19 protein-coding genes are annotated in these 21787 nt (G+C 67.6%); 7 read left to right on the forward strand and 12 right to left on the reverse strand.

What is annotated here, in order from left to right:
- Nucleotides 1-125 precede the first annotated feature (125 nt).
- On the forward strand, nt 126-1202 hold the full coding sequence (locus ABIA65_RS33150; RefSeq protein ID WP_241404990.1) for an oxygenase MpaB family protein: 1077 nt from the start codon (nt 126-128) through the stop codon (nt 1200-1202).
- A gap of 3 nt (nt 1203-1205) precedes the next feature.
- A complete protein-coding gene (locus ABIA65_RS33155) occupies nt 1206-2444 on the forward strand; it encodes an acyl-CoA dehydrogenase family protein (RefSeq protein ID WP_354526235.1) in 1239 nt (412 codons plus the stop codon).
- Nucleotides 2445-2449: 5 nt separating this feature from the next.
- Here the strand turns inward: ABIA65_RS33155 and ABIA65_RS33160 are convergent, their stop codons facing one another.
- Together ABIA65_RS33160 and ABIA65_RS33165 are read right to left on the reverse strand one after the other, a co-directional pair.
- The gene (locus ABIA65_RS33160) at nt 2450-3871 is read right to left on the reverse strand and encodes an MFS transporter (RefSeq protein ID WP_354526236.1); all 1422 of its coding nucleotides are present in this window, start codon (nt 3869-3871) and stop codon (nt 2450-2452) included.
- On the reverse strand, nt 3861-4961 hold the full coding sequence (locus tag ABIA65_RS33165) for an FAD-dependent monooxygenase (RefSeq protein ID WP_354526237.1): 1101 nt from the start codon (nt 4959-4961) through the stop codon (nt 3861-3863). Before ABIA65_RS33165 ends, ABIA65_RS33160 begins: the two co-directional genes overlap by 11 nt.
- 172 nt (nt 4962-5133) lie before the next feature.
- Here ABIA65_RS33165 and ABIA65_RS33170 point away from each other — a divergent pair, with 172 nt between their 5' ends.
- Entirely contained in the window at nt 5134-5751 is a 618-nt protein-coding gene (locus ABIA65_RS33170; protein ID WP_354526238.1) for a TetR/AcrR family transcriptional regulator, read from the forward strand.
- Between the two features lie 12 nt (nt 5752-5763).
- Here the strand turns inward: ABIA65_RS33170 and ABIA65_RS33175 are convergent, their stop codons facing one another.
- From ABIA65_RS33175 to infC, 4 genes are read right to left on the reverse strand one after another with little or no spacing between them, the layout of a single operon-like run.
- On the reverse strand, nt 5764-6504 hold the full coding sequence (locus tag ABIA65_RS33175; protein WP_354526251.1) for a TrmH family RNA methyltransferase: 741 nt from the start codon (nt 6502-6504) through the stop codon (nt 5764-5766).
- A 38-nt stretch (nt 6505-6542) separates the two neighbouring features.
- Nucleotides 6543-6932, reverse strand: coding sequence for a 50S ribosomal protein L20 (gene rplT / locus ABIA65_RS33180; protein WP_241404988.1), 390 nt, complete (start codon nt 6930-6932; stop codon nt 6543-6545).
- A 58-nt stretch (nt 6933-6990) separates the two neighbouring features.
- Nucleotides 6991-7185: a 50S ribosomal protein L35 gene (gene rpmI / locus ABIA65_RS33185; protein WP_241404987.1), complete on the reverse strand. Its 195-nt coding sequence runs from the start codon at nt 7183-7185 to the stop codon at nt 6991-6993.
- A gap of 7 nt (nt 7186-7192) precedes the next feature.
- On the reverse strand, nt 7193-7822 hold the full coding sequence (gene infC, locus ABIA65_RS33190; protein WP_241405633.1) for a translation initiation factor IF-3: 630 nt from the start codon (nt 7820-7822) through the stop codon (nt 7193-7195).
- A gap of 245 nt (nt 7823-8067) precedes the next feature.
- On the opposite strand from infC, the gene ABIA65_RS33195 reads away from it, so the two are divergent.
- From ABIA65_RS33195 to ABIA65_RS33205, 3 genes are all read left to right on the forward strand, one after another.
- Nucleotides 8068-8430, forward strand: a complete 363-nt coding sequence (locus tag ABIA65_RS33195) for a DUF1844 domain-containing protein (RefSeq protein WP_241404986.1) — start codon at nt 8068-8070, stop codon at nt 8428-8430.
- Between the two features lie 57 nt (nt 8431-8487).
- Nucleotides 8488-11805, forward strand: coding sequence for a bifunctional lysylphosphatidylglycerol synthetase/lysine--tRNA ligase LysX (lysX, locus tag ABIA65_RS33200; protein ID WP_354526239.1), 3318 nt, complete (start codon nt 8488-8490; stop codon nt 11803-11805).
- Nucleotides 11806-11871: 66 nt separating this feature from the next.
- Nucleotides 11872-13347: an alpha/beta hydrolase gene (locus tag ABIA65_RS33205; RefSeq protein ID WP_502919650.1), complete on the forward strand. Its 1476-nt coding sequence runs from the start codon at nt 11872-11874 to the stop codon at nt 13345-13347.
- A gap of 34 nt (nt 13348-13381) precedes the next feature.
- Here the strand turns inward: ABIA65_RS33205 and ABIA65_RS33210 are convergent, their stop codons facing one another.
- Nucleotides 13382-14497 (reverse strand): hypothetical protein, encoded by a 1116-nt coding sequence (locus ABIA65_RS33210; protein ID WP_354526240.1) that lies wholly within the window; start codon nt 14495-14497, stop codon nt 13382-13384.
- Nucleotides 14494-15819 (reverse strand): hypothetical protein, encoded by a 1326-nt coding sequence (locus ABIA65_RS33215; protein ID WP_354526241.1) that lies wholly within the window; start codon nt 15817-15819, stop codon nt 14494-14496. The genes ABIA65_RS33210 and ABIA65_RS33215 overlap by 4 nt, the downstream gene beginning before the upstream one ends.
- Nucleotides 15820-15887: 68 nt before the next feature.
- Here ABIA65_RS33215 and ABIA65_RS33220 point away from each other — a divergent pair, with 68 nt between their 5' ends.
- Entirely contained in the window at nt 15888-16538 is a 651-nt protein-coding gene (locus tag ABIA65_RS33220) for a hypothetical protein (protein WP_354526242.1), read from the forward strand.
- Nucleotides 16539-16541: 3 nt separating this feature from the next.
- On the opposite strand, the gene ABIA65_RS33225 is transcribed toward ABIA65_RS33220, so the two are convergent.
- The 4 genes from ABIA65_RS33225 to ABIA65_RS33240 all read right to left on the reverse strand — a co-directional run bounded on the left by ABIA65_RS33225 (nt 16542) and on the right by ABIA65_RS33240 (nt 21458).
- On the reverse strand, nt 16542-17855 hold the full coding sequence (locus tag ABIA65_RS33225; protein ID WP_354526253.1) for a CHAT domain-containing protein: 1314 nt from the start codon (nt 17853-17855) through the stop codon (nt 16542-16544).
- Complete coding sequence (locus tag ABIA65_RS33230; RefSeq protein ID WP_354526243.1) at nt 17852-19633, reverse strand: hypothetical protein; 1782 nt, start codon at nt 19631-19633, stop codon at nt 17852-17854. The genes ABIA65_RS33225 and ABIA65_RS33230 overlap by 4 nt, the downstream gene beginning before the upstream one ends.
- 115 nt (nt 19634-19748) lie before the next feature.
- On the reverse strand, nt 19749-20267 hold the full coding sequence (locus tag ABIA65_RS33235; protein WP_241405630.1) for a lipoprotein LpqH: 519 nt from the start codon (nt 20265-20267) through the stop codon (nt 19749-19751).
- Nucleotides 20268-20342: 75 nt separating this feature from the next.
- Nucleotides 20343-21458 carry a helix-turn-helix transcriptional regulator gene (locus tag ABIA65_RS33240; protein ID WP_354526244.1) on the reverse strand — a complete coding sequence of 372 codons (1116 nt, stop codon included), beginning with the start codon at nt 21456-21458 and terminating at the stop codon, nt 20343-20345.
- Nucleotides 21459-21787: the final 329 nt, after the last annotated feature.

Here is a 21787-nt window from a genome sequence, read left to right on the forward strand (position 1 = left end):
CCTGCATTCACACCACGTCGCGGCCAGATAACAGTTGCGGTCCGACGCGCCCGCAATCGTGGACAACGCGCGTTGTCACGAATATCGTGGCGGAACAACCATGGCTGGCACTCAGCGAGGACACCATGACCAGGAACGCCCCGAGATCAACGAAGATCCACGCCGCCGAGCACGCCGGCGGCCCTCACAATGCCGTTGACGCCCACGATCCCCTGGGCCCCGACTCCCTCACCTGGAAGTACTTCGGTGACCTGCGCACCGGAATGATGGGCGTGTGGATCGGAGCCATCCAGAACATGTACCCCGGGCTTGGCGCGGGCGTCGAGGACCACTCGATCCTGTTGCGCGAGCCGCTGCAGCGCGTCGCCCGCTCGGTGTACCCGATCATGGGCGTCGTGTACGACGGCGACCGAGCCGCCCAGACCGGCGCGCAGATCCGGGGCTACCACGACACCATCAAGGGCGTTGACGCGACGGGGCGGCGCTATCACGCCCTGGACCCCGAGACGTTCTACTGGGCGCACGCCACGTTCTTCATGATGATCATCAAATGCGCCGAGTACTTCTGCGGCGGACTGACCGAGGCCGAGAAGCGGCAGCTCTTCGACGAGCACGTGCAGTGGTACCGCATGTACGGCATGAGCATGCGTCCGGTCCCGAAGACGTGGGAGGAGTTCTGCGAGTACTGGGAACGCACGTGCCGTGACGACCTCGAGATCAACCGCGCCACACTCGACATCTTCACCATCCGGATTCCCAAGCCGCGCTTCGTTCTGATGCCGACGCCCGTCTGGGACCAGATGTTCAAACCCCTCGTGGCCAGCCAGCGCTGGATCGCCGCGGGGCTGTTCGACCCGGTCGTCCGCGAGAAGGCGGGAATGCGGTGGACACCGAGCGACGAGGTGGTGCTGCGTCTGTTCGGCAAGCTCGTCGAGATCGCGTTCGTCGCCGTTCCCGAGGAGGTCCGATTGCACCCGCGGGCACTGGCGGCGTACCGGCGGGCCGAGGGCCGACTGCCCCAGGATGCGCCGTTGGTCGAGGCGCCGGGCTTCACCGCCCCGCCGCGGGACCGCCGCGACCTCCCCATGCACTACGTGCCGCGTCCGCGGTCACTGTTCGAACGCGCGGGATCCCTGGTGCACACCACGTTCTCCCTCACCGGCCTGCGCCCCGCTCGCAACCGGCAACGAAAGGCAGCTTGATACATGCTCGAATGGTCCGACGTCGACATTGCCGTGCGCGACGCAGTTCGCGACTTCGTCGACAAGGAGATTCGTCCACACGTCGACGACCTCGAGAGCGGCGAGATGGCGCCCTACCCCATCATCCGAAAGCTGTTCTCCACATTCGGTATCGACGTGATGGCCAAGGAGTCGCTCGAGCGTCGACTGGCCAAGCTGCGCAGCGGTGAGACCTCCACCTCGTCGTCCTCGGGCGGGATGTTCGGCGGGGGTCGCGATCAGGCCGGAATGGGTTTCGTTCTGGTCAGCGAACTGTGCCGGGTCAGCATGGGAGTCGTCACCGGCATCGGCGTGAGCCTTGGCCTGACCGTGCCCACCATCGCGTCCCGCGGCACCCTGGCGCAGCAGGAACGCTGGCTGCCGGGACTGGTGACCTACGAGAAGATCGGCGCCTGGGCGATCACCGAGCCCGACGCCGGTTCGGATGCGTTCGGCGGCATGAAGTCCTATGTGGTGCGCGACGGTGACGACTACATCCTCAACGGCCAGAAGACGTTCATCACCAACGGTCCCGACGCCGACGTGGTGGTGGTCTACGCCAAGCTCGACGAGGGCGATGGAGCCGATAAGCGCAACCGCAAGGTGCTCACCTTCGTCCTGGACCGCGGCATGGAGGGGTTCGAGCAGTCGAAGCCGTTCCGCAAGATGGGGATTCACAGCTCACGCACCGGCGAGCTGTTCTTCCACAATGTGCGACTCGGTCGCGACCGGCTGCTCGGCGAGACCGAGGACAACAAGTCAGGTGACGGCCGCGACAGCGCGAAGTCGAACTTCTCGTCGGAGCGGATCGGCGTGGCGGCCATGGCGCTCGGGGTCATCGAGGAGTGCCTGCGCCTGTCGGTCGCCTACGCCAAGGAGCGCACCCTCTGGGGCAAGGAGATCGGCCAGTTCCAGCTGATCCAGCTCAAGCTGGCGACGATGGAGGTCGCCCGGATGAACGTGCGCAACATGCTGTTCCGCGTCATCGAGGCCGCGCAGAACGGCGTGTCGATATCGCTGCCGGAGGCCTCGGCAATGAAGTGGTACTGCTCCCAGGCGGCCACCGACGTGGCGATGGAGGCGATCCAGCTGTTCGGCGGAAACGGCTACATGACCGAGTACCGGGTGGAGCAACTGGCCAGGGACGCCAAATCGCTCATGATCTACGCCGGCAGCAACGAGGTGCAGATCACCCACGTGGCACGGGGGCTGCTCAGCGACTGAGGCCGCTACCGGTTGCGTAGCAGCATGGCCGCGGGCACCGCAGCGAGAACGAAGAGCACGCCCGCCATCGCGACGTAGAGGTGGACGCCGGTCGCCGAGCTCACCGGAGCGCCATCGGCGAAGGTGCCGGGGACTTGGGTGGCCTTGAGCACCTCGCCCCCGGCGAAGTTGAAGACGACCGAGCCGAGGGCGAGGACGACCGACACCAGACCGGCGATCGTGCCCTGCCGCTCGGGCGCTTCGATGCTGATCGCCAGGTTGTAACCGGACGCGCCGATCGCGCCGGCGGCCATCCCGAGCATGGCGCCGCAGGCGATCGCCATCGGAAACATTGATACGCCCGCCAGCATCGCGAAGGTCGCCACGGTGCCAATGAGGATGCCCCCCAGGAGGGGAAACCCGGGACCGATCCGGCCCGCGATCCATCCGGCGCACACACCGCCGATCACGATGCCGAGATTGGGCGCGGCGAGCAGCAATGCGATCGCCTCTCCGTTGCCCAGCCCGTAGCCGAGCCCCTGATCGGGGGGCACCTGGGCGATGACACTCGTGAGTTGCAGCATGCTCCGGAAGGCCCCCGCTGCCAGTACCAGGGCCAGCAGCGTCAGGAGGATCGGACGGCTCAGCGCCCGGATGTCGATGATGGGTTCGTCTACCCGCAGCGCGAGAAACGCCCAACCGGCCACTGCGGCCGCACCAACCGCCAGTAGTGCGACCATGCCACCGGACAGCCATCCGAAGTCACGCCCGAGGCTGATGTAGGCGAGTACCGCGCCGAGGCCGCCGCCGAGTAGGAGTGCCCCGCCCACGTCGACTCGGCCGGCACTGCGGATCGGCGACTCCGGGATGAAGGAACGCACGCAGAGCGCGGCGGCCGCGGCGAGCAGTGCCGCCGCGACGAACACGCTTCGGTAGCCGAACACATCAATGATCGGTTTCATCAGGAACGGCTCGATGATTCCGACGACCGACGAGCCGGACGTGACGAGCCCCACCACGGCCATCGAAACACGCGGGGCACAGATCTGGCGTACGAGGGCCACTGTGAGGAAGACCGCGGCGAAGGCGGCACCTTGAAGGAAGCGGCCCACCAGGAAGATCCAGATACTGGGGGCAACGAGGCAGACCAGCGCTCCTGTGCATGCGAGGAGCAGCGTGCCGATGAGTATCCGGCGCTTGCCGAAGATGTCGGAGCTCTTCGCGAGCAGCGGCGACCAGATGGCCCCGGCCAGCATCGCACTCGCGTTCAGCCACGCGGCCTGATCGGTGTCGAAATGCTCCATCAACTGGGGCAGAACCATCATGGGCGAGCCGATGACCACGTCGGCCAGGACGTTGGCGAGGATCAGGACCGCCGCCCAGAGGATGAGTCGCCTACTCCAATGGTGTTCTGGGGCAGCCGTTTCCAGCGTGTCGTTACTGGACATTCGCCAGCGCCCTATTGCGGGAGGCGATGGCAGCCCAGGTCACCGGCAGCATGCGATCGCGACCGCTGTCGGCACGGCCCTGAGCGAAGGTGACGTAGGGGCGCTGCCGCGCCTCGTACCGTGCGAACGCAGCGGTGTGGTTGCCGCACCGTTCCAGTTCTTCGGCGAGAAAGCGTGCGCCGGTGAGTGCGAGTGAGGTGCCCCGGCCGGACAGGAAGGCCGGGCAATACCCGGCGTCGCCGACAAGGACGACGCGACCGCGGTGCCAGGAGGGTAGGTGGATCTGGTCCGCGGAGGTGAAAAAGAAACCAGGATCCGCGCGAGCCGCATCGAGCAGCTCAGGGATCCGCCACGACCGGTAGCCCGAGAAGGCGTCGATGAGGATCTTCTTCTGGGCGTCCAGGTCATTGCGGTCGTAGTCGATCGGCTCCGAGCGGAACTCGAAGACCGCAACGGCCTTGCCGTTGTACCGGAAGACGCCTGCCATCCGGCCGGGGACGTTGTAAATCGAGTTGGCGCCCTCGGATCGCGCCTCGCCGGGGAGATCGGCGAGAGCAAAGTAGACACCGAGGTGCCGGAGATAGTGCTCCTCGGGCCCGAACACCAGCCCCCGTACCGCGGAGTGCTGGCCGTCGGCACCGACCACCAGGTCGTACCGCCCGGTGCGGCCCGATTCAAAACGCACGTCGACACCGTCGACATCGCCGGTCAGCGTCTCGATCGAGTCGCCAAAGCGAACGACCACGGTGTCCGGGACCGCATCGGCGAGGATAAGCACGAGGTCCTCGCGGAGAAGCTCGATGTCGTCGTCGGAGTCGCTGACCTCCGCCATCGGGATCCGGGCAACCGGCTCGCCCCCGCTGTCGATGAACTGGGTGAGTTCAGACATCCGGACCCGTTGCGTCCGAATCTTCGCGAGCAGTCCCATCCTGTCCACGGCCTCGACCGCGTCGCCTCGGATGTCAATGGGTGTGCCTGTGAGCCGGAGGCGGCGGGCGGACTCGACAACGGTGACGTCGTGGCCGCGGGTGGCGAACTCACGTGCGCAGGCGAGCCCGGCGATACCCGCCCCTGAGACAAGGATGTTCACGTGTGCGCTCCAGATTGGTCGAGGTGGGCGTGCGATCTGATCGGCCGTCACTCACTGGCGGGCAATCCACACATTAAAGCGACATCTTGTTGCTTTAATGAACGTACTTGCCGCTGGCTTGCACCGCAATGCCCCACCTGGCGACAATCGGCACCGGAGCGGAGGACAGGAGGTGAGCGCGGCGATGGTCAACGGCATCCCTGACCGACCGCCCGCGCGGCGCCCCGGCGGCCGCAACGCCAGGGTGAGAGCGCAGATCCTCGCGGCGACCGCCGAACTCGTTGCGCGCGACGGTATCGCGGGCTTCCGTTACGAGGACGTCGCCGAGGTCGCCGGCGTGCACAAGACCAGCGTCTACCGCAACTGGCCCGACCGCGAGGAGCTGGTGGTCGAAGCTCTGCTGCGCTACGCCGAGGACCTGGCCTCCGTCGCCGACACCGGCGACATCCACCGAGACCTGGTGGACTTCCTACTGGCCCTCGCCGGTGGCCTGGAAACGCCGTTCGGCCGGACCCTCGCACAGGCCATCCAGCCCGCCAGTCATCACTCCACCGTTCAGGCGCTGACCAAGGTTCTCGACCAGCGCGTCGCCGCCATGCAGCGGCGCGTGGACACCGCCGTGGACCGGGGCGAGCTTCCCCCGGTCGATAGTTCGTTCCTCGGCGAGATGATCTCGGGTCCAGTGCATCTCATCGTCGACCGCGGCATGCGCCCGTTCACCCGCAAGGACGCGGAGCGCATCGTCGCCGTGGTGCTCGCCGGCTTCCGGGCCACGGCACCGAACGTCTGAGCACTCGCCCGGCTAGCGGGACACGCGGGAACTCTCGTACAGGCAGATCGCGGCCGCGGCAGCCACATTCAGGCTTTCCGCTCCCCCGCGCATCGGGATGTGCACACGCGCGTCGGCCATGGCGGCGACCTCGGGTGCGAGACCGTGGGCCTCCGAGCCGAACAGCCACGCCGTCGGTCGCGCCAGATCAGCGTCGGACAGTGAGGTCTCGCCGTCCAGCGTGGTTGCGAGCACCTGCAGGCCCACACCACGCAATGCGGCGATGACGCCCGCAGTGTCCGGGTCCGACAGCACCGGAAGCGCGAAAATGCTGCCCGCAGAGGAGCGCAGGCACTTCCCGTTGTACGGGTCGACACTGTTTCCGGCGAGCACCAACGCGTCGGCGCCCATGGCGTCGGCCAGCCGAATCAGGGTTCCCGCGTTACCCGGCTCGGAGGTCTCGACGGCGACGGCGACCAGTTGTGGGCCGTCGGCCAGGACGTCGGCCAGCTGGGGCTGGGGCAACGTGCACACCGCCACCAGACCCACGGGTGTGACGGTGTCGGACAACGCCTTTGCGGCGCGGTCGGTGACACGGTGCACCGGCGCATCGACCAGCAACGCGCCGAAGCAGTCCAGCGCATCGTCGGTGGCGAACACCTCCACGACGAAACCGCGCCGCAGCGCTTCCTCAACGAGGTTTGGCCCCTCGGCCAGGAAGCGTGCGGCGCGGCGACGTGCTACGTGTCGGTGCAGTTTGACCGCCGCCGCCACCCGGGCGGAACGTTCGGTCAATGCCCCTTCGGTGTGGCTCAGGCGGCCTCACCGGTCGGTGCGTTGACATCCTCGGGCAGCGCGGCCTTGGCCGCCTCGACCAGCGCGGTGAACGCAGCCGGATCGCTGATGGCGATCTCGGAGAGGTTCTTGCGGTCAACCTCGATGCCAGCAGCCTTGAGGCCCTGGATCAGCCGGTTGTAGGTGATGTCGTTGGCGCGGGCCGCGGCATTGATGCGCGAGATCCACAGCTTGCGGAACTCACCCTTGCGAGCACGACGGTCGCGGTAGGCGTAGTTCAAGGAGTGGAGCTGCTGCTCCTTGGCCTTGCGGTACAGCCGCGAGCGCTGGCCGCGGTAGCCCTTGGAGGCCTTGAGGATGGTACGCCGCTTCTTCTGGGCGTTGAGTGCGCGCTTCACGCGTGCCATTGGATGTTCCTATCTCGATCGGGTCAGGTCAGGGCCGTGTTCGGCCGCACAGGCGAAGTCAGCCGTTCAGCATCTTCTTGACGCGGGCGGTGTCGTTGGCAGCGACGGTCGTACGGCCGTCGAGACGACGGGTGCGCTTGCTCGCCTTGTGCTCGAGCAGGTGGCGCTTGCCGGCCTTCTGGCGCACGATCTTGCCGCTACCGGTGACGCGGAATCGCTTCGATGCGCCGCTGTGGGTCTTGGCCTTGGGCATGTTGTCCTCAGTTCTGTGGTGTTTCGGTCGGTGGTGCTTCGGCAGGCGGCGCGCTTTCGGGCTGCGCGCTTGCGCGCTGCGCCGTCGGTGCGTCTGCATCGTGCGCGGCCTTGGCGCGAGTCTTCGCGCCGCGGTGCGGCGCCAGCACCATCGTCATGTTGCGGCCGTCCTGCTTCGCTGACGTCTCGACGAAGCCGTAATCGGCGACATCGGCGCCCAAGCGCTGCAGAAGGCGGTAGCCCAACTCGGGTCGCGACTGCTCGCGTCCGCGGAACATGATGGTGACCTTGACCTTGGACCCCGCCTCGAGGAAGCGGACTACGTGACCCTTCTTGGTCTCGTAGTCGTGGGGGTCGATCTTCGGTCGCAGCTTCTGTTCCTTGACGACGGTCTGCTGCTGGTTCTTGCGAGACTCGCGTGCCTTTTGAGCCGTCTCGTACTTGAACTTGCCGTAGTCCATGATCTTGCAAACCGGTGGTTTGGCGTCTGGAGCTACTTCGACGAGATCGAGATCGGCGTCAGCGGCAACGCGGAGTGCATCTTCGATGCGCACGATCCCTACCTGTTCACCGCCCGGTCCGATCAGGCGAACTTCAGGTACGCGAATGCGCTCGTTGATGCGTGTCTCAGTGCTGATGGGGCCTCCTATGTCGTCTTAGAGGAGGCCCGCAACGTCAGCACCCCCAAAATGGGGAAAGCCCTGCTAGATGCAGGGCCCAATGCCGACCGATCACGGCCGAAGCCGTCTGCGCGCTACGCAGAACGGGCATCTCTCGATACCCGTGACCGGACCGCTGAACCTGTACGGTCAACGGTGGGAGTGGGACTCCACTTGCTGTCCTGGCGTACGCCGGGACGGTCGCGCATGCCAGCATATCAGGCATGAGCGATGCACCCGAACCGTCCGATCTGGCAGCGGACCTGCCAACTCGCGAGCTGGCAGAGATTCCCGCCGTCGAGGTGATCACCCGGGCAGCCGTCATGTTGATGAGCGCCGCCGCGGAGAAGCTCGGTTTGTCGGCGGAGGATCCCGACGAGAGCCCGCATCGCGATCTCGACGAGGCCAGACGCCTCATCACAGCGCTGGCCGGACTGGTGCAGGCCTCGGTCGAGTACCTGGGCCTGCATGCCGGCCCCGTCCGTGACGGGCTGAAATCGCTGCAGCTCGCCTTCCGTGAGGCAAGCGCTGTGCCCGACGAGCCAGGCCACGGTCCGGGCGAGAAGTTCACTGGTCCCGTCTGGTAGGCGCGTCACCACCGCACTCGCACCATTTCACGGTCTGACCGAATATCCTCGCGGCCTATGACCCTGACCGCGGTACGACACGACAAGCGTTCGACGTACTGGTGGGTCCCCGCTGCGGCGGGCTGGACCGTGGGCGTCATCGCCACGCTGTCCCTGATCGCCAGCGTGTCCCCGTTGATCCGGTGGATCATCAGGATTCCGCGCGAGTTCGTCAACGACTATCTGTTCAACTTCCCGGACACCAGCTTCGCGTGGGCGGTGGTGCTGGCACTGCTGGCGGCGGCACTGGCGGCCCGCAAGCGGATCGGCTGGTGGATCCTCGTTCTCTACATGGTGGCGGCCATCGGCGTGAACATCGCCGACCTGATCGCCGGCGACGAGCCAGTCATGGACGAGATCGGCGAGGTCATCGGCCTGGCATTCCACGTCGCGGCGATCGCGTTCCTGGTCCTGGCCCGGCGTGAGTTCTGGGCGAAGGTCCGTCGCGGCGCACTGATCAAGGCCGCCGCAACATTGCTCGCGGGCATGGGGTTGGGAATTCTGATCGGCTGGGGCCTGCTGGAGCTCTTCCCCGGCACACTCGAGCGCGACTACCGCCTGCTCTATGCCGCCAACCGCGTCGTCGCCTTCGCCGGTGTCGATGCGGGCGCGTTTGACGGGCAGCACCCCCATGTCTTCGTCAATGCGCTGCTCGGCCTGTTCGGGGCGGTCGCACTCGTCGTCGCGGCGATCGTTCTGTTCCGGTCCCAGCGTGCGGAGAACGCGCTCACCGGCGAGGACGAGTCCGCGATCCGCGGTCTGCTGGCGCTGTACGGCAAGAACGACTCGCTGGGGTACTTCGCCACCCGCCGCGACAAGTCGGTGGTGTTCGCGCCGAACGGGCGCGCGGCGATCACCTACCGCGTCGAGGTGGGCGTCTGCCTGGCCAGCGGTGACCCGGTCGGTGACCCCAAGGCGTGGCCCGGAGCCATCTCCGCCTGGCTGCAGCTGTGCCAGTCCTACGGCTGGGCGCCGGGTGTGATGGGCGCGAGTGCGGCTGCCGCGCAAGCGTTCCGCGACGCAGGACTCAATGCGCTCGAACTCGGCGACGAGGCGATCCTGCACCCCGACGGTTTCAAGCTGTCCGGCCCCGATATGAAGCCCGTTCGCCAGGCGGTCACGCGGGCCCGGCGGGCCGGCCTCACCGTGCGGATGCGCCGGCACCGCGATCTCACGGCGCAGGAGATGAGCGATGTCATCGAGCGGGCCGACGCCTGGCGCGACACCGAGACCGAGCGCGGATTCTCGATGGCGCTGGGCCGGTTGGGCGATCCAGCCGACGGCGACTGCCTGCTCGCCGAGGCCATTCAGGGCGACGGTGATCAGGCCACCGTCGTCGCAATGCTGTCGCTGGTCCCGTGGGGCACCAACGGCGTCTCGCTCGACCTGATGCGGCGGTCCCCCCAGTCCCCCAATGGCACCAACGAGTTGATGGTCAGCGAGCTGTGCCTGCAGGCCGAGGCGATCGGCATCAGCCGCATCTCGCTCAACTTCGCGATGTTCCGGTCCGCCTTCGAGGAGGGGGCGCAGCTCGGCGCGGGTCCGGTGGCGCGACTGTGGCGTGCGCTGCTGGTGTTCTTCTCCCGCTGGTGGCAGCTGGAGACGCTGTACCGGTCGAACATGAAGTACCAACCCGAGTGGGTTCCCCGGTTCGCCTGCTACGAGGACGCCCGCCTCATCCCGCGGGTCGGAGTCGCCTCCGTCATCGCCGAGGGATTCTTGGTGCTGCCGTTCAGTCGGCGCAATAAGCAGCACACCGGCCACCACTCCTCGGTGCCCGAGAACCTGGCCAGGACGGGCCTGCTCCACGACGATGGCAGCACGCCCGACCTCGGCACCATCACGATCGACGGCGACGACGGCAGCGACGACGCCCCGCGGCTGCCCGAACAGGTCCGCGTGCGAATGGCCAAGCTGAAGTCATTGCAGGACAACGGCATTGATGCCTATCCAGTGGGCCGACCACCGAGCCACACGATCGCCGAGGCCGTCGGCACCGATGACGTGAGCGTCAGCGTCGCCGGCCGCGTACTGCGGTTGCGGGACTACGGCGGCGTGTTGTTCGCTCAGCTGCGGGATTGGTCAGGCGAGGTTCAGCTCCTGTTCGACAACTCACGGATGACCGCGGGCAGCATCGCGGACGTGACCAACGCGATCGACCTCGGCGACCTGATTGAGGTCACCGGCACGATGGGCACCAGCAGATCCGGCGCCCGGTCACTGCTGGTGGACCACTGGCGCCTGAACGGCAAGTGCCTACGCCCGCTTCCCGACAAGTGGAAGGGGCTCACCGATCCCGAGGCCAAGGTCCGGACCCGCTATGTCGACCTCGCCATCAACACCGAGTCACGTGATCTGATCACCGCCCGTAGCCGCATCCTGCACTCGATCCGGGAGACGTTGGTCGGCAAGGGTTTCCTGGAGGTTGAGACGCCGATCCTGCAGCAGATCCACGGCGGCGCGAACGCGCGCCCCTTCATGACGCACATCAACGCCTACGACCTCGACCTGTATCTGCGAATCGCACCCGAGCTCTACCTCAAACGGCTCTGCGTCGGTGGTGTGGAGCGGGTCTTCGAGCTCGGCCGCGCATTCCGCAACGAGGGCGTTGACTTCAGCCACAACCCCGAGTTCACGCTGCTGGAGGCCTACCAGGCGCACGCCGACTACAACGTGTGGGTCGACGGCTGCCGCGAGCTGATCCAGAACGCCGCCGCGGCCGCCAACGGCAGCCAGGTGGTGATGCGTCCCGGGGACACCGACGGCACACTGCAGGCCGTCGACATCTCCGGTCCGTGGCCGGTGAAGACCGTGCACGGCGCGGTGTCCGAGGCCCTCGGCGAGGAGATCGACCCAGGCACCGAGCTGAGCAGGCTGCGCGCGCTGTGCGACGGTGCAGGCGTGCCCTACCTGACGCACTGGGACGCCGGGGCGGTCGTGCTCGAGTTGTACGAGCGCCTGGTGGAGGGGCAGACCGAGCGCCCAACGTTCTACAAGGACTTCCCCACGTCGGTGTCACCGCTGACCCGGCCCCACCGCAGTCTTCCCGGCGTCGCCGAACGCTGGGACCTGGTGGCGTGGGGTGTCGAACTCGGCACCGCCTACAGCGAGTTGACCGACCCGGTGGAACAACGCAGGCGTTTGCAGGAGCAGTCGCTGCTCGCCGCGGGCGGTGACCCGGAGGCCATGGAACTCGACGAGGACTTCCTTCAGGCAATGGAGTACGCGATGCCGCCGACCGGCGGCCTCGGAGTCGGCGTGGACCGCGTGGTCATGCTGATCACCGGGCGCAGCATCCGCGAGACGCTGCCGTTCCCGCTCGCCAAGCCACGCTGACCCTGCCCCAGCCCACCGGCGGCCAATTCACAGCCTGTTTACAGGATCGGCAACAACGATGAATCCGTGACGACCTCAACGACGATCGCCGCGACCCTTCTGGCGGACCCGGCTGGATCGTTTCGCCTGCAACATCTTTCGCTGATGCACGGCTGGTTGCCGCTGACGGCGCAAGTGGTCACGGTGGTCGTGTTGGTCGCGGCGGTCGGCTGGCGCAGCCGGAGATGGCGGCTGGCGTGGCTGCCAACGGCGATCGGCGCAGGCTTGGCCCTGACCGCGGTCACGTACGGATACGTGTCATCAGAGGGTCTCGCGGGCGATCCAGCGCCAAAGCTGCTGTGGATCTGGACCACCGTCAGCGGGGCGGCACTTATCGTGCTGGTCGCCGGGTGGCGTGATGCCCGTTGGTGGCGACGCGGCGTCTCCGTCATGGCCGTGCCGTTGTCAGTGCTGTGCACCGCGTTGGCGCTGAACCTCTGGGTGGGCTACTTCCCCACCGTGCAGACCGCATGGAACCAGCTCACAGCGGGACCGCTACCCGACCAAACGGATCAGGCGACCGTGGTGGCGATGCAGCACGCACGCAAGATCCCGGCCCGCGGCTCGGTGGTGCCCGTCAACATCAGTTCGGCGGCATCGGGGTTCAAGCACCGCGGTGAACTCGTGTACCTGCCGCCCGTGTGGTTCGCCTCGGATCCGCCAGCCGCGCTGCCGACGCTCATGATGATCGGCGGCGAGTTCAACACGCCCGCGGACTGGTTGCGCGCGGGCAACGCGATCAAGACGATGGACGACTTCGCGGCAAGACACGCGGGTAACGCCCCCGTGCTGGTGTTCGTCGACTCGGGCGGTGCGTTCAACAACGACACCGAGTGCGTCAACGGCAGCCGCGGCAACGCCGCCGACCACCTGACGAAGGACGTCGTGCCGTTCATGGAGGACACCTACGGGGTCAGTGCCGATCGGGCCAACTGGGGCATCGTGGGCTGGTCGATGGGCGGGACATGCGCCGTTGACCTCACGGTGATGCACCCCGAGACCTTCAGTGCGTTCGAGGACATCGCGGGCGACCTCAGCCCGAACTCCGGCACCAAAGCCCAGACCATCGAGCGCCTGTTCGGAGGTAGCGCGGCCAACTACGCGGCCTTCGACCCCACGACGGTCATGACGCGCCACGGCCGATACGCCAACACCGCAGGGCTGTTCGCCGTCAACGACGCCACCGCCGCATCCGCGACACCCGCCGTGGTCAACGTCAACAACGCCAACGGCCTCGGTGGACGTGACGCGGCGTCGCACACCAACGATCAGGCCACCGCCGCGGACTCACTGTGCGGCCTTGGCGGCACCAACGGCATCGACTGCGCCGTCGTCACACAACCGGGCAAGCACGACTGGCCTTTCGCCGCAAAGGCGTTCGCGGATGCCCTGCCGTGGCTGGCCGGCCAGATCGGCACTCCCGGCGTGCCCAGGCAGTCGCTTCCGCTGCCCGTCGCACCTGCAACACATGCCGCGCCGACGATTGCGTCCGCCGCCAAATGATCCGCCGCCAGATGAGACGTCAGCAGTCGGATCCTCAGTAGTCGGATTCGGCGGCCAGGATCTCGGCGAGGAAGGCGTCGGATGCCGGCCGCTGCAACCGGGATCTGGCGAATTCGCGGATCCGATGGCGCGCTTGTGCCGCCTCCGGTGAGTCACCGAGATCCGCCCCGACCGACACGATCGTGGGCGCCCAGTCATGGTTCCAGGCACGGCCTTCGGTGAGCGGCACCTCACCGGCGTCGACGATCTCGAGGCGTGCCGCGCCGTCGGCATCCAGTACGCCCGCGGCACTCAGCTCACCGGACCGGAGCCGTACGCCGATGTCGGTGGCCGGTGTGGCACCGATCATCGCGACCCGCACCGTCGCGACCGCGGTCGAGCCGACGGCCTCGACGCGCCAATCGACGGTCTCGTCAGCCGCGTCGAAAACGCCGGGAGGCACGGACGCCCAGTTCAACGACTGGACGCCGCCGGCCACCGCCAGCGGTGTGGACTGCGCAGGCCCGGTGCCTGCGGCCAGCGCATAGTCGGCACGCTCCGATGTCGCGATATCGGGCACGACCAGGAGATCCGCCGCGTCCCACGCCCCCACCTCATCGGCGAGTTCGACGGCCGTATCGACCAGCGCGACTACCCGCGGGTCACCACCACGGCGATGGTGCAGCAGCGCCGCCCGGTGCCGCCGCAGCAGCCCGGTGACGTCACCGTCCATGGCGTCACCGTCGAGGAACTCCTGTGCCTGCGCGGTCAGCACGGCCAGTTCGGCGTCGAGGATGGCCGAGTCGAGACCCACGATGCCGTCACGGAGGGTTACCGGCCACCATCTGCGGGCCCAGTGCCCGAGCGCGAGGCGCCGCAAAGGCAGGACCCCCTCGGCTGCCACCTCGATGCCGGGCAGGTCAATCGGGACACCCGGATCACGGCCGTCGAGGGCGTCGAGCAGGACCGCGTGGCCGGTTGTCCCGACCAGCCGCCAAAGCCATTCGGCGGCGGTCGCATCCGTGAACGTGATGCGGGTCGCGGCGGCACCGGCAGGGTCATCGACCGTCCACGCCAGCACCGCGCCGGCCAGCTCGATCACCGCGACCTCGGGGGCGTCGGCCACCGCGGGGCCGGTGCTCCACAGTCCGCCCTCGGCGACGATTCTCACAGCGCCACCTCGAGTTCGAGCATTGTCTTGATCCGCTGGCGGTGATCCAGGCTGACCGATCGGGCGACGCCTTCGAGCAGCGCGCGCACGTCGTCGACATCGTCGCAGGGTTCCTGCCAGACGTCGCGCCCGTGCAGCCTGGCCCACAGTCTGCTCAGGTAGGGCCTGCCGAATGCGCGCAGGTCATCCACCACCTGACGCTGCCTGGGGTGCAGGGGGTCACCGTCGGCGAGGTAGCGCCGGGCGTGCAGCACGTAGGCCTCCTTGCGGAGCCTGGCCGCAATCGTGTGTCCCAGTTCGTATCTGGTCGATGCCTGCTCAGTCAGTGGCGTCAGGTCGCCCGCCAACTCCATGCCCGCGACGAGCGTTGCCTGCTTGTCCTCGGACAGCAGGCCCCACGGTGCACAGGCCCGGTCGACCTCCTCTGCGCACAGTGCCGGAATGTCGGGAAGCTCGTCGTGGTCGAGCCCACGGCGCAACGTGGCGCGCAGTCGATCCACCACGCTGCGGTCCAGCGGACGGGCACCCTCGGCGCCACTGAACACCGCTGGGGCCACCTGTGGTTCTGTCGAGCTGAGCCCGAGTTCGACAATCGACCACGGCAATCCACCGGAGGCGACACGCGCCCGCGCGCCGAGGTTGAAGGGTGTGGCGTCGGCGATCAGCGCCGACCACACCCGTTGGCGCGCGACCCGGGCGGCATGCCGGTCGGCGGGGCCCAGAACGGTGGTCAGGCCGGCCAGGAAGGGTCCGGCAATGGTGTCCGACGAGCGCACGTCTCGCCAGCTACGGTCGAGTTGGCGCGTGAGGGTGTCGATCACGTCCTGGTCCTCGACGTACCGGTTGAGCACCTCGACGGCGGTGCGGTCCCGGTCGTCGTGAATCCGGCGCAGTACCGTCTCGGCAGCCTGTGCCGCCGCGTCCTCGTGCTGGGGCGGAACCCCCTCGGTGACAGCGAGTTCGAAGCACACCGGGAAGTACAGTTCCTGCGCATTGCCGGTGGTGATCCGCAGCCGTCGGCGATGCGCCTTCAAGAGCGCGAACCAGGCTGCAGTGCAGCGAAGTTGGGGTGCGTGATCGATTATCACCTCGACCATCGCGGCGGCCTCGTCAGCGGCGAGCACCGGGACCGAGAACTGCGGGTTCGACCGCAACCGAAGGACCAGCGGGTCCAGGATGCGCTTGACGGTCCGTCGCAACGGTCCCCCGTCGATACCGCTGAGCACCTCGACGCCCGGCCCGATCGCGTGCCAGGCCTGGTCGATCACGGCGCGCCGTGGCATAGCAACCGCGACCGGCCTCGCCAGATGCCCCGTACTCATCCGACCAGGATAGAGGCACCGTGAGAAGTTGGGTTCGGTAGCGCAGTGTGCGGGCGACGATCTCAAACATGTCCGACACCGTGGTCACCCTGCTCGTAGTCCTGATCTGTGCCGCCGTTGGCACGAGTGTGCTTGCCCCGGCCCTCCTGGGCTCACGCGAGCGACGCTGCGTCCCGCGCATCGAGCCCGACGCGGTGGCATCGGTGGCCATCGGCACCGTGCGATCGGTGACCGACTTCATCATGGTCGAGGTCGAGAGCGTGACGGGTCAGAAGTTCGTGGGCCGATTGCGATATCAGGAGAACGACCCGGTGACGGCTGAACTGCGGCCGGGAGTGGTCCTGCTCGTTGCATTCGATCCCGGTGCCCGGGAACGCCTTTCGCTGGCCGACGATATGGACGTAGTGCGTTCCGCGTTCGACCAGATGCTGGTCCGAAAGGGCCTGGTGACACGGGAACAGCTCGACCTGATCCGGTATGGCACCCGGTCTCGCGGCGTCGTCACCGCGATGCGCCCCACCGGAACCGCGCGAGAGGATTACCGCGAGATCGAACTCGACCTCATGGTCCGCAGACCTGAGGGCGGGCAGTTCCCTGCGCACGAGAGGACCTTGGTGCCGGAGTCCGCGCTTGAACGCGTGGCGCCTGGCAGCCTGATCGACACCTACTACCGGCGCGGCGATGAGAGCTCCGTCGCCGTCTGCGTATCACCGGACTGAACCTCACCGGGCCCCATCGACGGCGAACGTGACCAAGGCCGCCCAGTACAGCGGGCTCGCCGCCAGATCCCCGGAGCGCCAACGCCGCATCTGATCCCGCTGCCAGCGGTTCACTGCCAGCGCGGCGTCCTGCTCATCGTGGGCCTGGTCGACGGCGATGACGACATCGGTCATGGGGTCCGCATCCGAACCGGTGAACTGCCGGTAGCCCGCCGTCGTTGGCAATGACCACAGCGTGGCGGTCACCAGCTGGGCTCCGCCGAGCACTGCCGCCGCGACGAGCCCGGTGGCCTCGTCGAAGCGGTAGTCCCCGCCCGAGGCGCAGGCCAGAAGCGCCACGCGCGGCGGAACGGGCAACGCCATGGACATGACGTCCGCCGCGGTCAGCGGTCGCTCGTCAGCGAGGTAGATGGCCGCCTGGTCGGCGCTGCCGGATTCGGCCGCGGTGGCGTGACCCACGTAGAGAAGGCGGGCAGGCTCCTCGCCCAACATCTCGGCAAGCCAGTGTCTGTCGGCGTCGGTGCGCCGGAACAGCTCGACGACACCGGCCACATTGGGTAACACCCTCCCACTCGGCGCTGTCGACGAGCAGTGGGTCGACGAGAAGTGCCGTGCCAGCGCGGTATCCGGGGACGGTCGGCCCAGCACCGAGCCCAGCGAGGAGTCGGCTCGCTGCCCCGGCACCCGAGGATCGAGTACGAGCAGGGGTGGGCGAGCTGCCCGTTGGCCCCAGGCGACACGTGGCCGCGATGCGTTGACGATGTTGGGCGGCACCGCCATCAACACGTCGACGATCTCCATCAGCCGGTAGCCCTCGGTGAGTGCACCCGGGTCCAGATCCGGCCACGGGACCGCGGCCGGGGCCGTGCCGTGCACGGTGACTGCCGCTGCCCTCGCCCGCACCAGATCGTCGGTGTCCGGCCATGCCATGGGCAGCGCGAGCAGGCCCCACGGAACGCGGGCCAGCCGCGCACTCGGTGACACGAACAGCGTGGCGCGCGGATCCGAGGCGCACTCCACCAGTAGCTGCCACGCGGCGGCGGACACCAGCAGCACACCCAGGCGGTAGGCCACGATGAGTTCGGTGGCCGGCGCGGCGAAGGGCCCGGCTCCCAGCGCCCGCGACAGCGCGTCGGCCAGGGACTCCCCCGTGCCCGGCTCCGGAAGAGCTGCATCGAGTTCGGCGAGCGCGGCGAGCAGCAGCGGTTCCTCGATCACCCAGGTCAGGGTTCGCGACGGATCGCCGACGAACCGAAGGCTGGCGTAGGTGGCCGTGCCGACGTCGGCGAACCTCAGGACGAGTGTCTCCTGCGTCATGGCCACGTCGACCAGGCCGCCTCGTCGGTGGTGACGTGTTGGCCGTACCGGGTCAGCGCGAGTTCGCGGTACTCGGCCAGTACCGGCACCCCCGTTGGATCCATCGTCAGCGGCGGTAGCGGGCCGAGCCTGGTGAGCGACCGGCCCGCGGTGACGACCGGGCCGGCTGCCACCTGGGCCAGTTCATCGACGTCGCTGATCGGCGCCGGTGCCGTCGTCACCCGGGACCACTCGATAACGTCGGCCGTGCCGATTCCCGGGTCGCTGCGCTCCTGCCCTCCGGTGGACCGCTTCTCGGTGCTGAACGTGCCTCGGGCGCTGTGGTACTCGATGAGCTCACCGGTCAATGCCGTGTTCTCCCACTCCCAGGCGACGGCGAAGGCTCCGGCGAGCATTGGCGCCGACACGCAGTCGGCCCATTGTGATCTGGACTCGGCATCGGTGATCGAGTAGCGCACGGAGTCGACGGCAAGCGCGGCAGGCAGTTTGAGGTCTGCGGCCCGGGCCAGCTTGGTCATGGCCGCGGCGAACCCCGGGCTGTCCGGGCCGGCGTTGGTGACGCCAAGCGACGAGCCGTACCGGGCCTCGATGGTTGACCAGTCCTCATCGGGCCGGCCTGCCCCGTCGAAGCCGAGATCGGCCAATGCGTCGGCGCGCCAGATGGTTCCGAGGTGGTCGTCAAGGCGCGCGTAGGCCAGCCAACTACTGCGCGGGGACTCGTCAAGGCAGGCCCTGGCTCGCTCGACCATGTCGATGGCCTCCTGGTAGCGCCCGCGCAGGATCGCGATCCAGCTGCGCTGCAGCAGGATGCGATGAATGTGCAGCGGCCTGCCGAGTTCCCGCCAATGCCGCTCGGCGTGCTCCCAGGACTCGTCGGCGGCCGCAAGCATCCCAACGCCCATCCTGGTGAGGCCGAAGTACAGCCAGCACCTCGACACGTCGTTCGCCCTTGCGTACTCGGCGATGACCGGATAGGCCTCGCCGACGAGGCGCTCCGTGGCGACCTGTTCGCCTCGCGACCAATACGCCGTCGCGCGTTCCAGAAGCGTCCTCGCGGTGGCCAGCTTCCACCCCCGCGCCTCGGCACGCGCACCCGCGCGGCGAAGCCAGGGCTCGGCCTCCGACAGTCGTCCGGTCTCGATGCAGAACCGGGCGTAGCCGATGGCCCCGAGCACCAGTAGGTTGTCGGTCGACTCGGTCGGCGTCGCGGTGGCCTCGATATCGTCGATGACGTTCTGCCACAGCCCAACCGAGCGGACATGCAGATCGTCCTCGCACAGCGCGATGGCGCACAGTATGCGGGCGTGGGTCCGCAGGTAGGAGAACTCGTCGGCGAGGTCGTCGAACGCGGTGTTGTCGTGCTCGTCCATACCGTCGAGTGCGCTCAACGCCACGCCGGCACCCTCGTGGTCACCGAGCGCGGCGGCCAGGCCGATCTCGAGGCACTGGGCCCGTCGCGCGTAGCGGCAGTGCATGTGCCGAATGTCGGCGGATGTCATGGTGTTCTTGCCGATGACATCCGGTGGTGCGGTGCCGTCGAGGATCGAGGCGTACACCGCTAGGCAGTCGCGGATGCGGCGGATGGATTCGGTCACGCCCTCATAAGCCGTGCGGACGAGGTAGAGCTCGCCGAGTTGGGCAAGCAGCTCGAACATGTGGTCGTCGCGGTCGGATTCCTCGATCTGGGGCCCCAGTGACAGCAGCAGGTCCTTCGCCGACGTCTCGTCGGCGGCCAGCGCCAGCGTGCGCGCGCGCTCCAGATCGTCGGGGATCGACACGGCTGCATCTTAAGCGGGCGCGGACATGAGGAGCGGAGAAGCACACGGGTGGTGGTGTCCAGACACCGAAAGCGGCGGACGTGCTGAGCACGTCCGCCGCCCGCGGAGTGACCTGTCAGTTGCAGGTCACCTTGATCACGAACTTCTTCGTGATCATGCCCGCCATCGGGTTACTCATATCGGCTCCGGCCGCCTCGCCGGTGATGGTGTAGGTGCTGCCGTCAACCGCGACGTCCGCGGAACCCGACTTCATGCCGCCCATCTCGGACACCGCCAGGGCGCTGCCGTCCACGACCAGGCCGAGCGACTCAACCTTCGGTGTGTCGGCATCGGTCATCACGATGCCCAGCCCCTGTGCACCCCCGCCGATCGGTGCGCTTGCGACATTGATCTTGCCGGCCTGCTTGACGCAGGTCACCGAGTTCAGGTCGAGGCCGGCGAGGTCCTTGCCCTCCACCGTGACCTCGGCGCCGCCACCGGTGCTCACCTCCGAGCTGCCGGTGCCGCTCGCGGCCGGGCTGCTGGACGCCGTGGTCGAACCCTTGTCGTCGGAACAGCCGACGAGCACCAGTGCCGCCGCAGCCAGGCCGATTCCCGCAGTGACAACTCGCTTCGTGGCCTGCTTCTTGTCCATGTCCATCGGACATTCCCTTCACTTCACGTCGCCCCGATGGCGTCGTCGTGAAGCAAGTACAAACGCCCCCAATCGCTACCGATCCCAACAATCCCCGGGGGTGATGTCCAGCAGGAGGCGGATGAGTTCGGCCTGCCGGTGGGTGCCGGTCTTGTCGAACACATGGTGAAGGTGAGTCTTGATCGTGGCCATTGACAGCGACAGGTCGTCAGCGATCGGGGTGAGGCCGTCACCCCTCAACACGCGCAGGGCGACCTCCGCCTCGGCGTTGGTGAAGCCGTAGAGGCGGCGCAGGAGCATCGGTGGGGGCTCGGGGTTCTGCTCCGGATCCATGATCACCACCAGGGCCCTGGCGTCCGCGGAGTCCCCCGGTGTGGGCAGGAAGGGCAGTACGTGAATGACGTAGGGACGCTTCCCCGATGGCCGTGCACACGTGAACGCGTCGCCGGTGCGCGATCCGCACTTCCGGTCGGACAGCGCACCCGCAAGGCTGCGATGCAACTCGGCGTCGGAGGCCGCCCTGGTGGCCTCGATGTTGCCCGACCGTATTTGGAGTCCGTCGCGGCACGTCAGGATCCGCTCGGCGGCGGCGTTCATGTGGACGACGCGTGGCCCCTTGGCGACAACGACGATTCCGTGTCGCACGACGTCGAGGGCCCGGGCCATGTCACTCACGCCGCACGCGACGTCCCTGAGGTGTTCCTGGGTGCGAAGCGCCTGCTGGAGATGAGGAACGAGCGCGCTCACGAGCTGGATGCGCTCAGCGGTGTCAAACGATTCGGAGCGCCTGGGCGCCGCGACCAGAAAGCAGGTCGGGATCGGGCCGCCGGTCAGCCGCACGAAGAGGCCGGCCTCCATCTCGTAGGGCCGTAGGAAGCCCGCGTGGAACTCCGTCCGCACCCGTTCCTCGATGAGTTCCGATCCGCTCCGGATGAGGCCGACGTGACCGCTCTCGACGTCTTCCAGCACGTGGTCGACATTGCAGTAGCGCTCGCTGTAGATCTCCCTGGCCTCCGGCGCGAGGCTCGCGCTCATGACGGACCGGCTCGCGCCGTCGGCAACGATGAGTGCGCAGCTCGTCGCGTCGAGTACGCGGCGAATGTCGGCCAGCGCCACAATCCAGTTGTCGGGATCCACCGCCGAGGTATAGGTGGCGGAGACTATGCGCGAGAAGTCATCGAGCGCGACCACTGCCGACTCTCCGATTCATTGTGATCCCCATCACATTTTCGACATATTGTGAGGTCGTGCAGTTTAGCCCGATATCAACCGTTCGGATGAGGCTTCGACGCCCCTGAACTGGTTTTTTTACGACATGGTCAAAACGAGGCTCACGTAGCGTCTCGGAACCATGGGTTCGAGGGGTCCCATGGTTTCCGAGACGCTGCTCGCCGCGGATCCGGTGGTCGACCCGGCGAGCGCGGAGGCGTGAGTGACTGACCGGAGGCGACAATCGACGGCCTCGACGTCTGACACGAGCGGTACGGTGGCTTCGTGTCAGATTCAGAGGCGACGAACGA

It is taken from the genome of Mycolicibacterium sp. 624, assembly GCF_040548615.1.
Taxonomy (GTDB): Bacteria; Actinomycetota; Actinomycetes; order Mycobacteriales; family Mycobacteriaceae; genus Mycobacterium.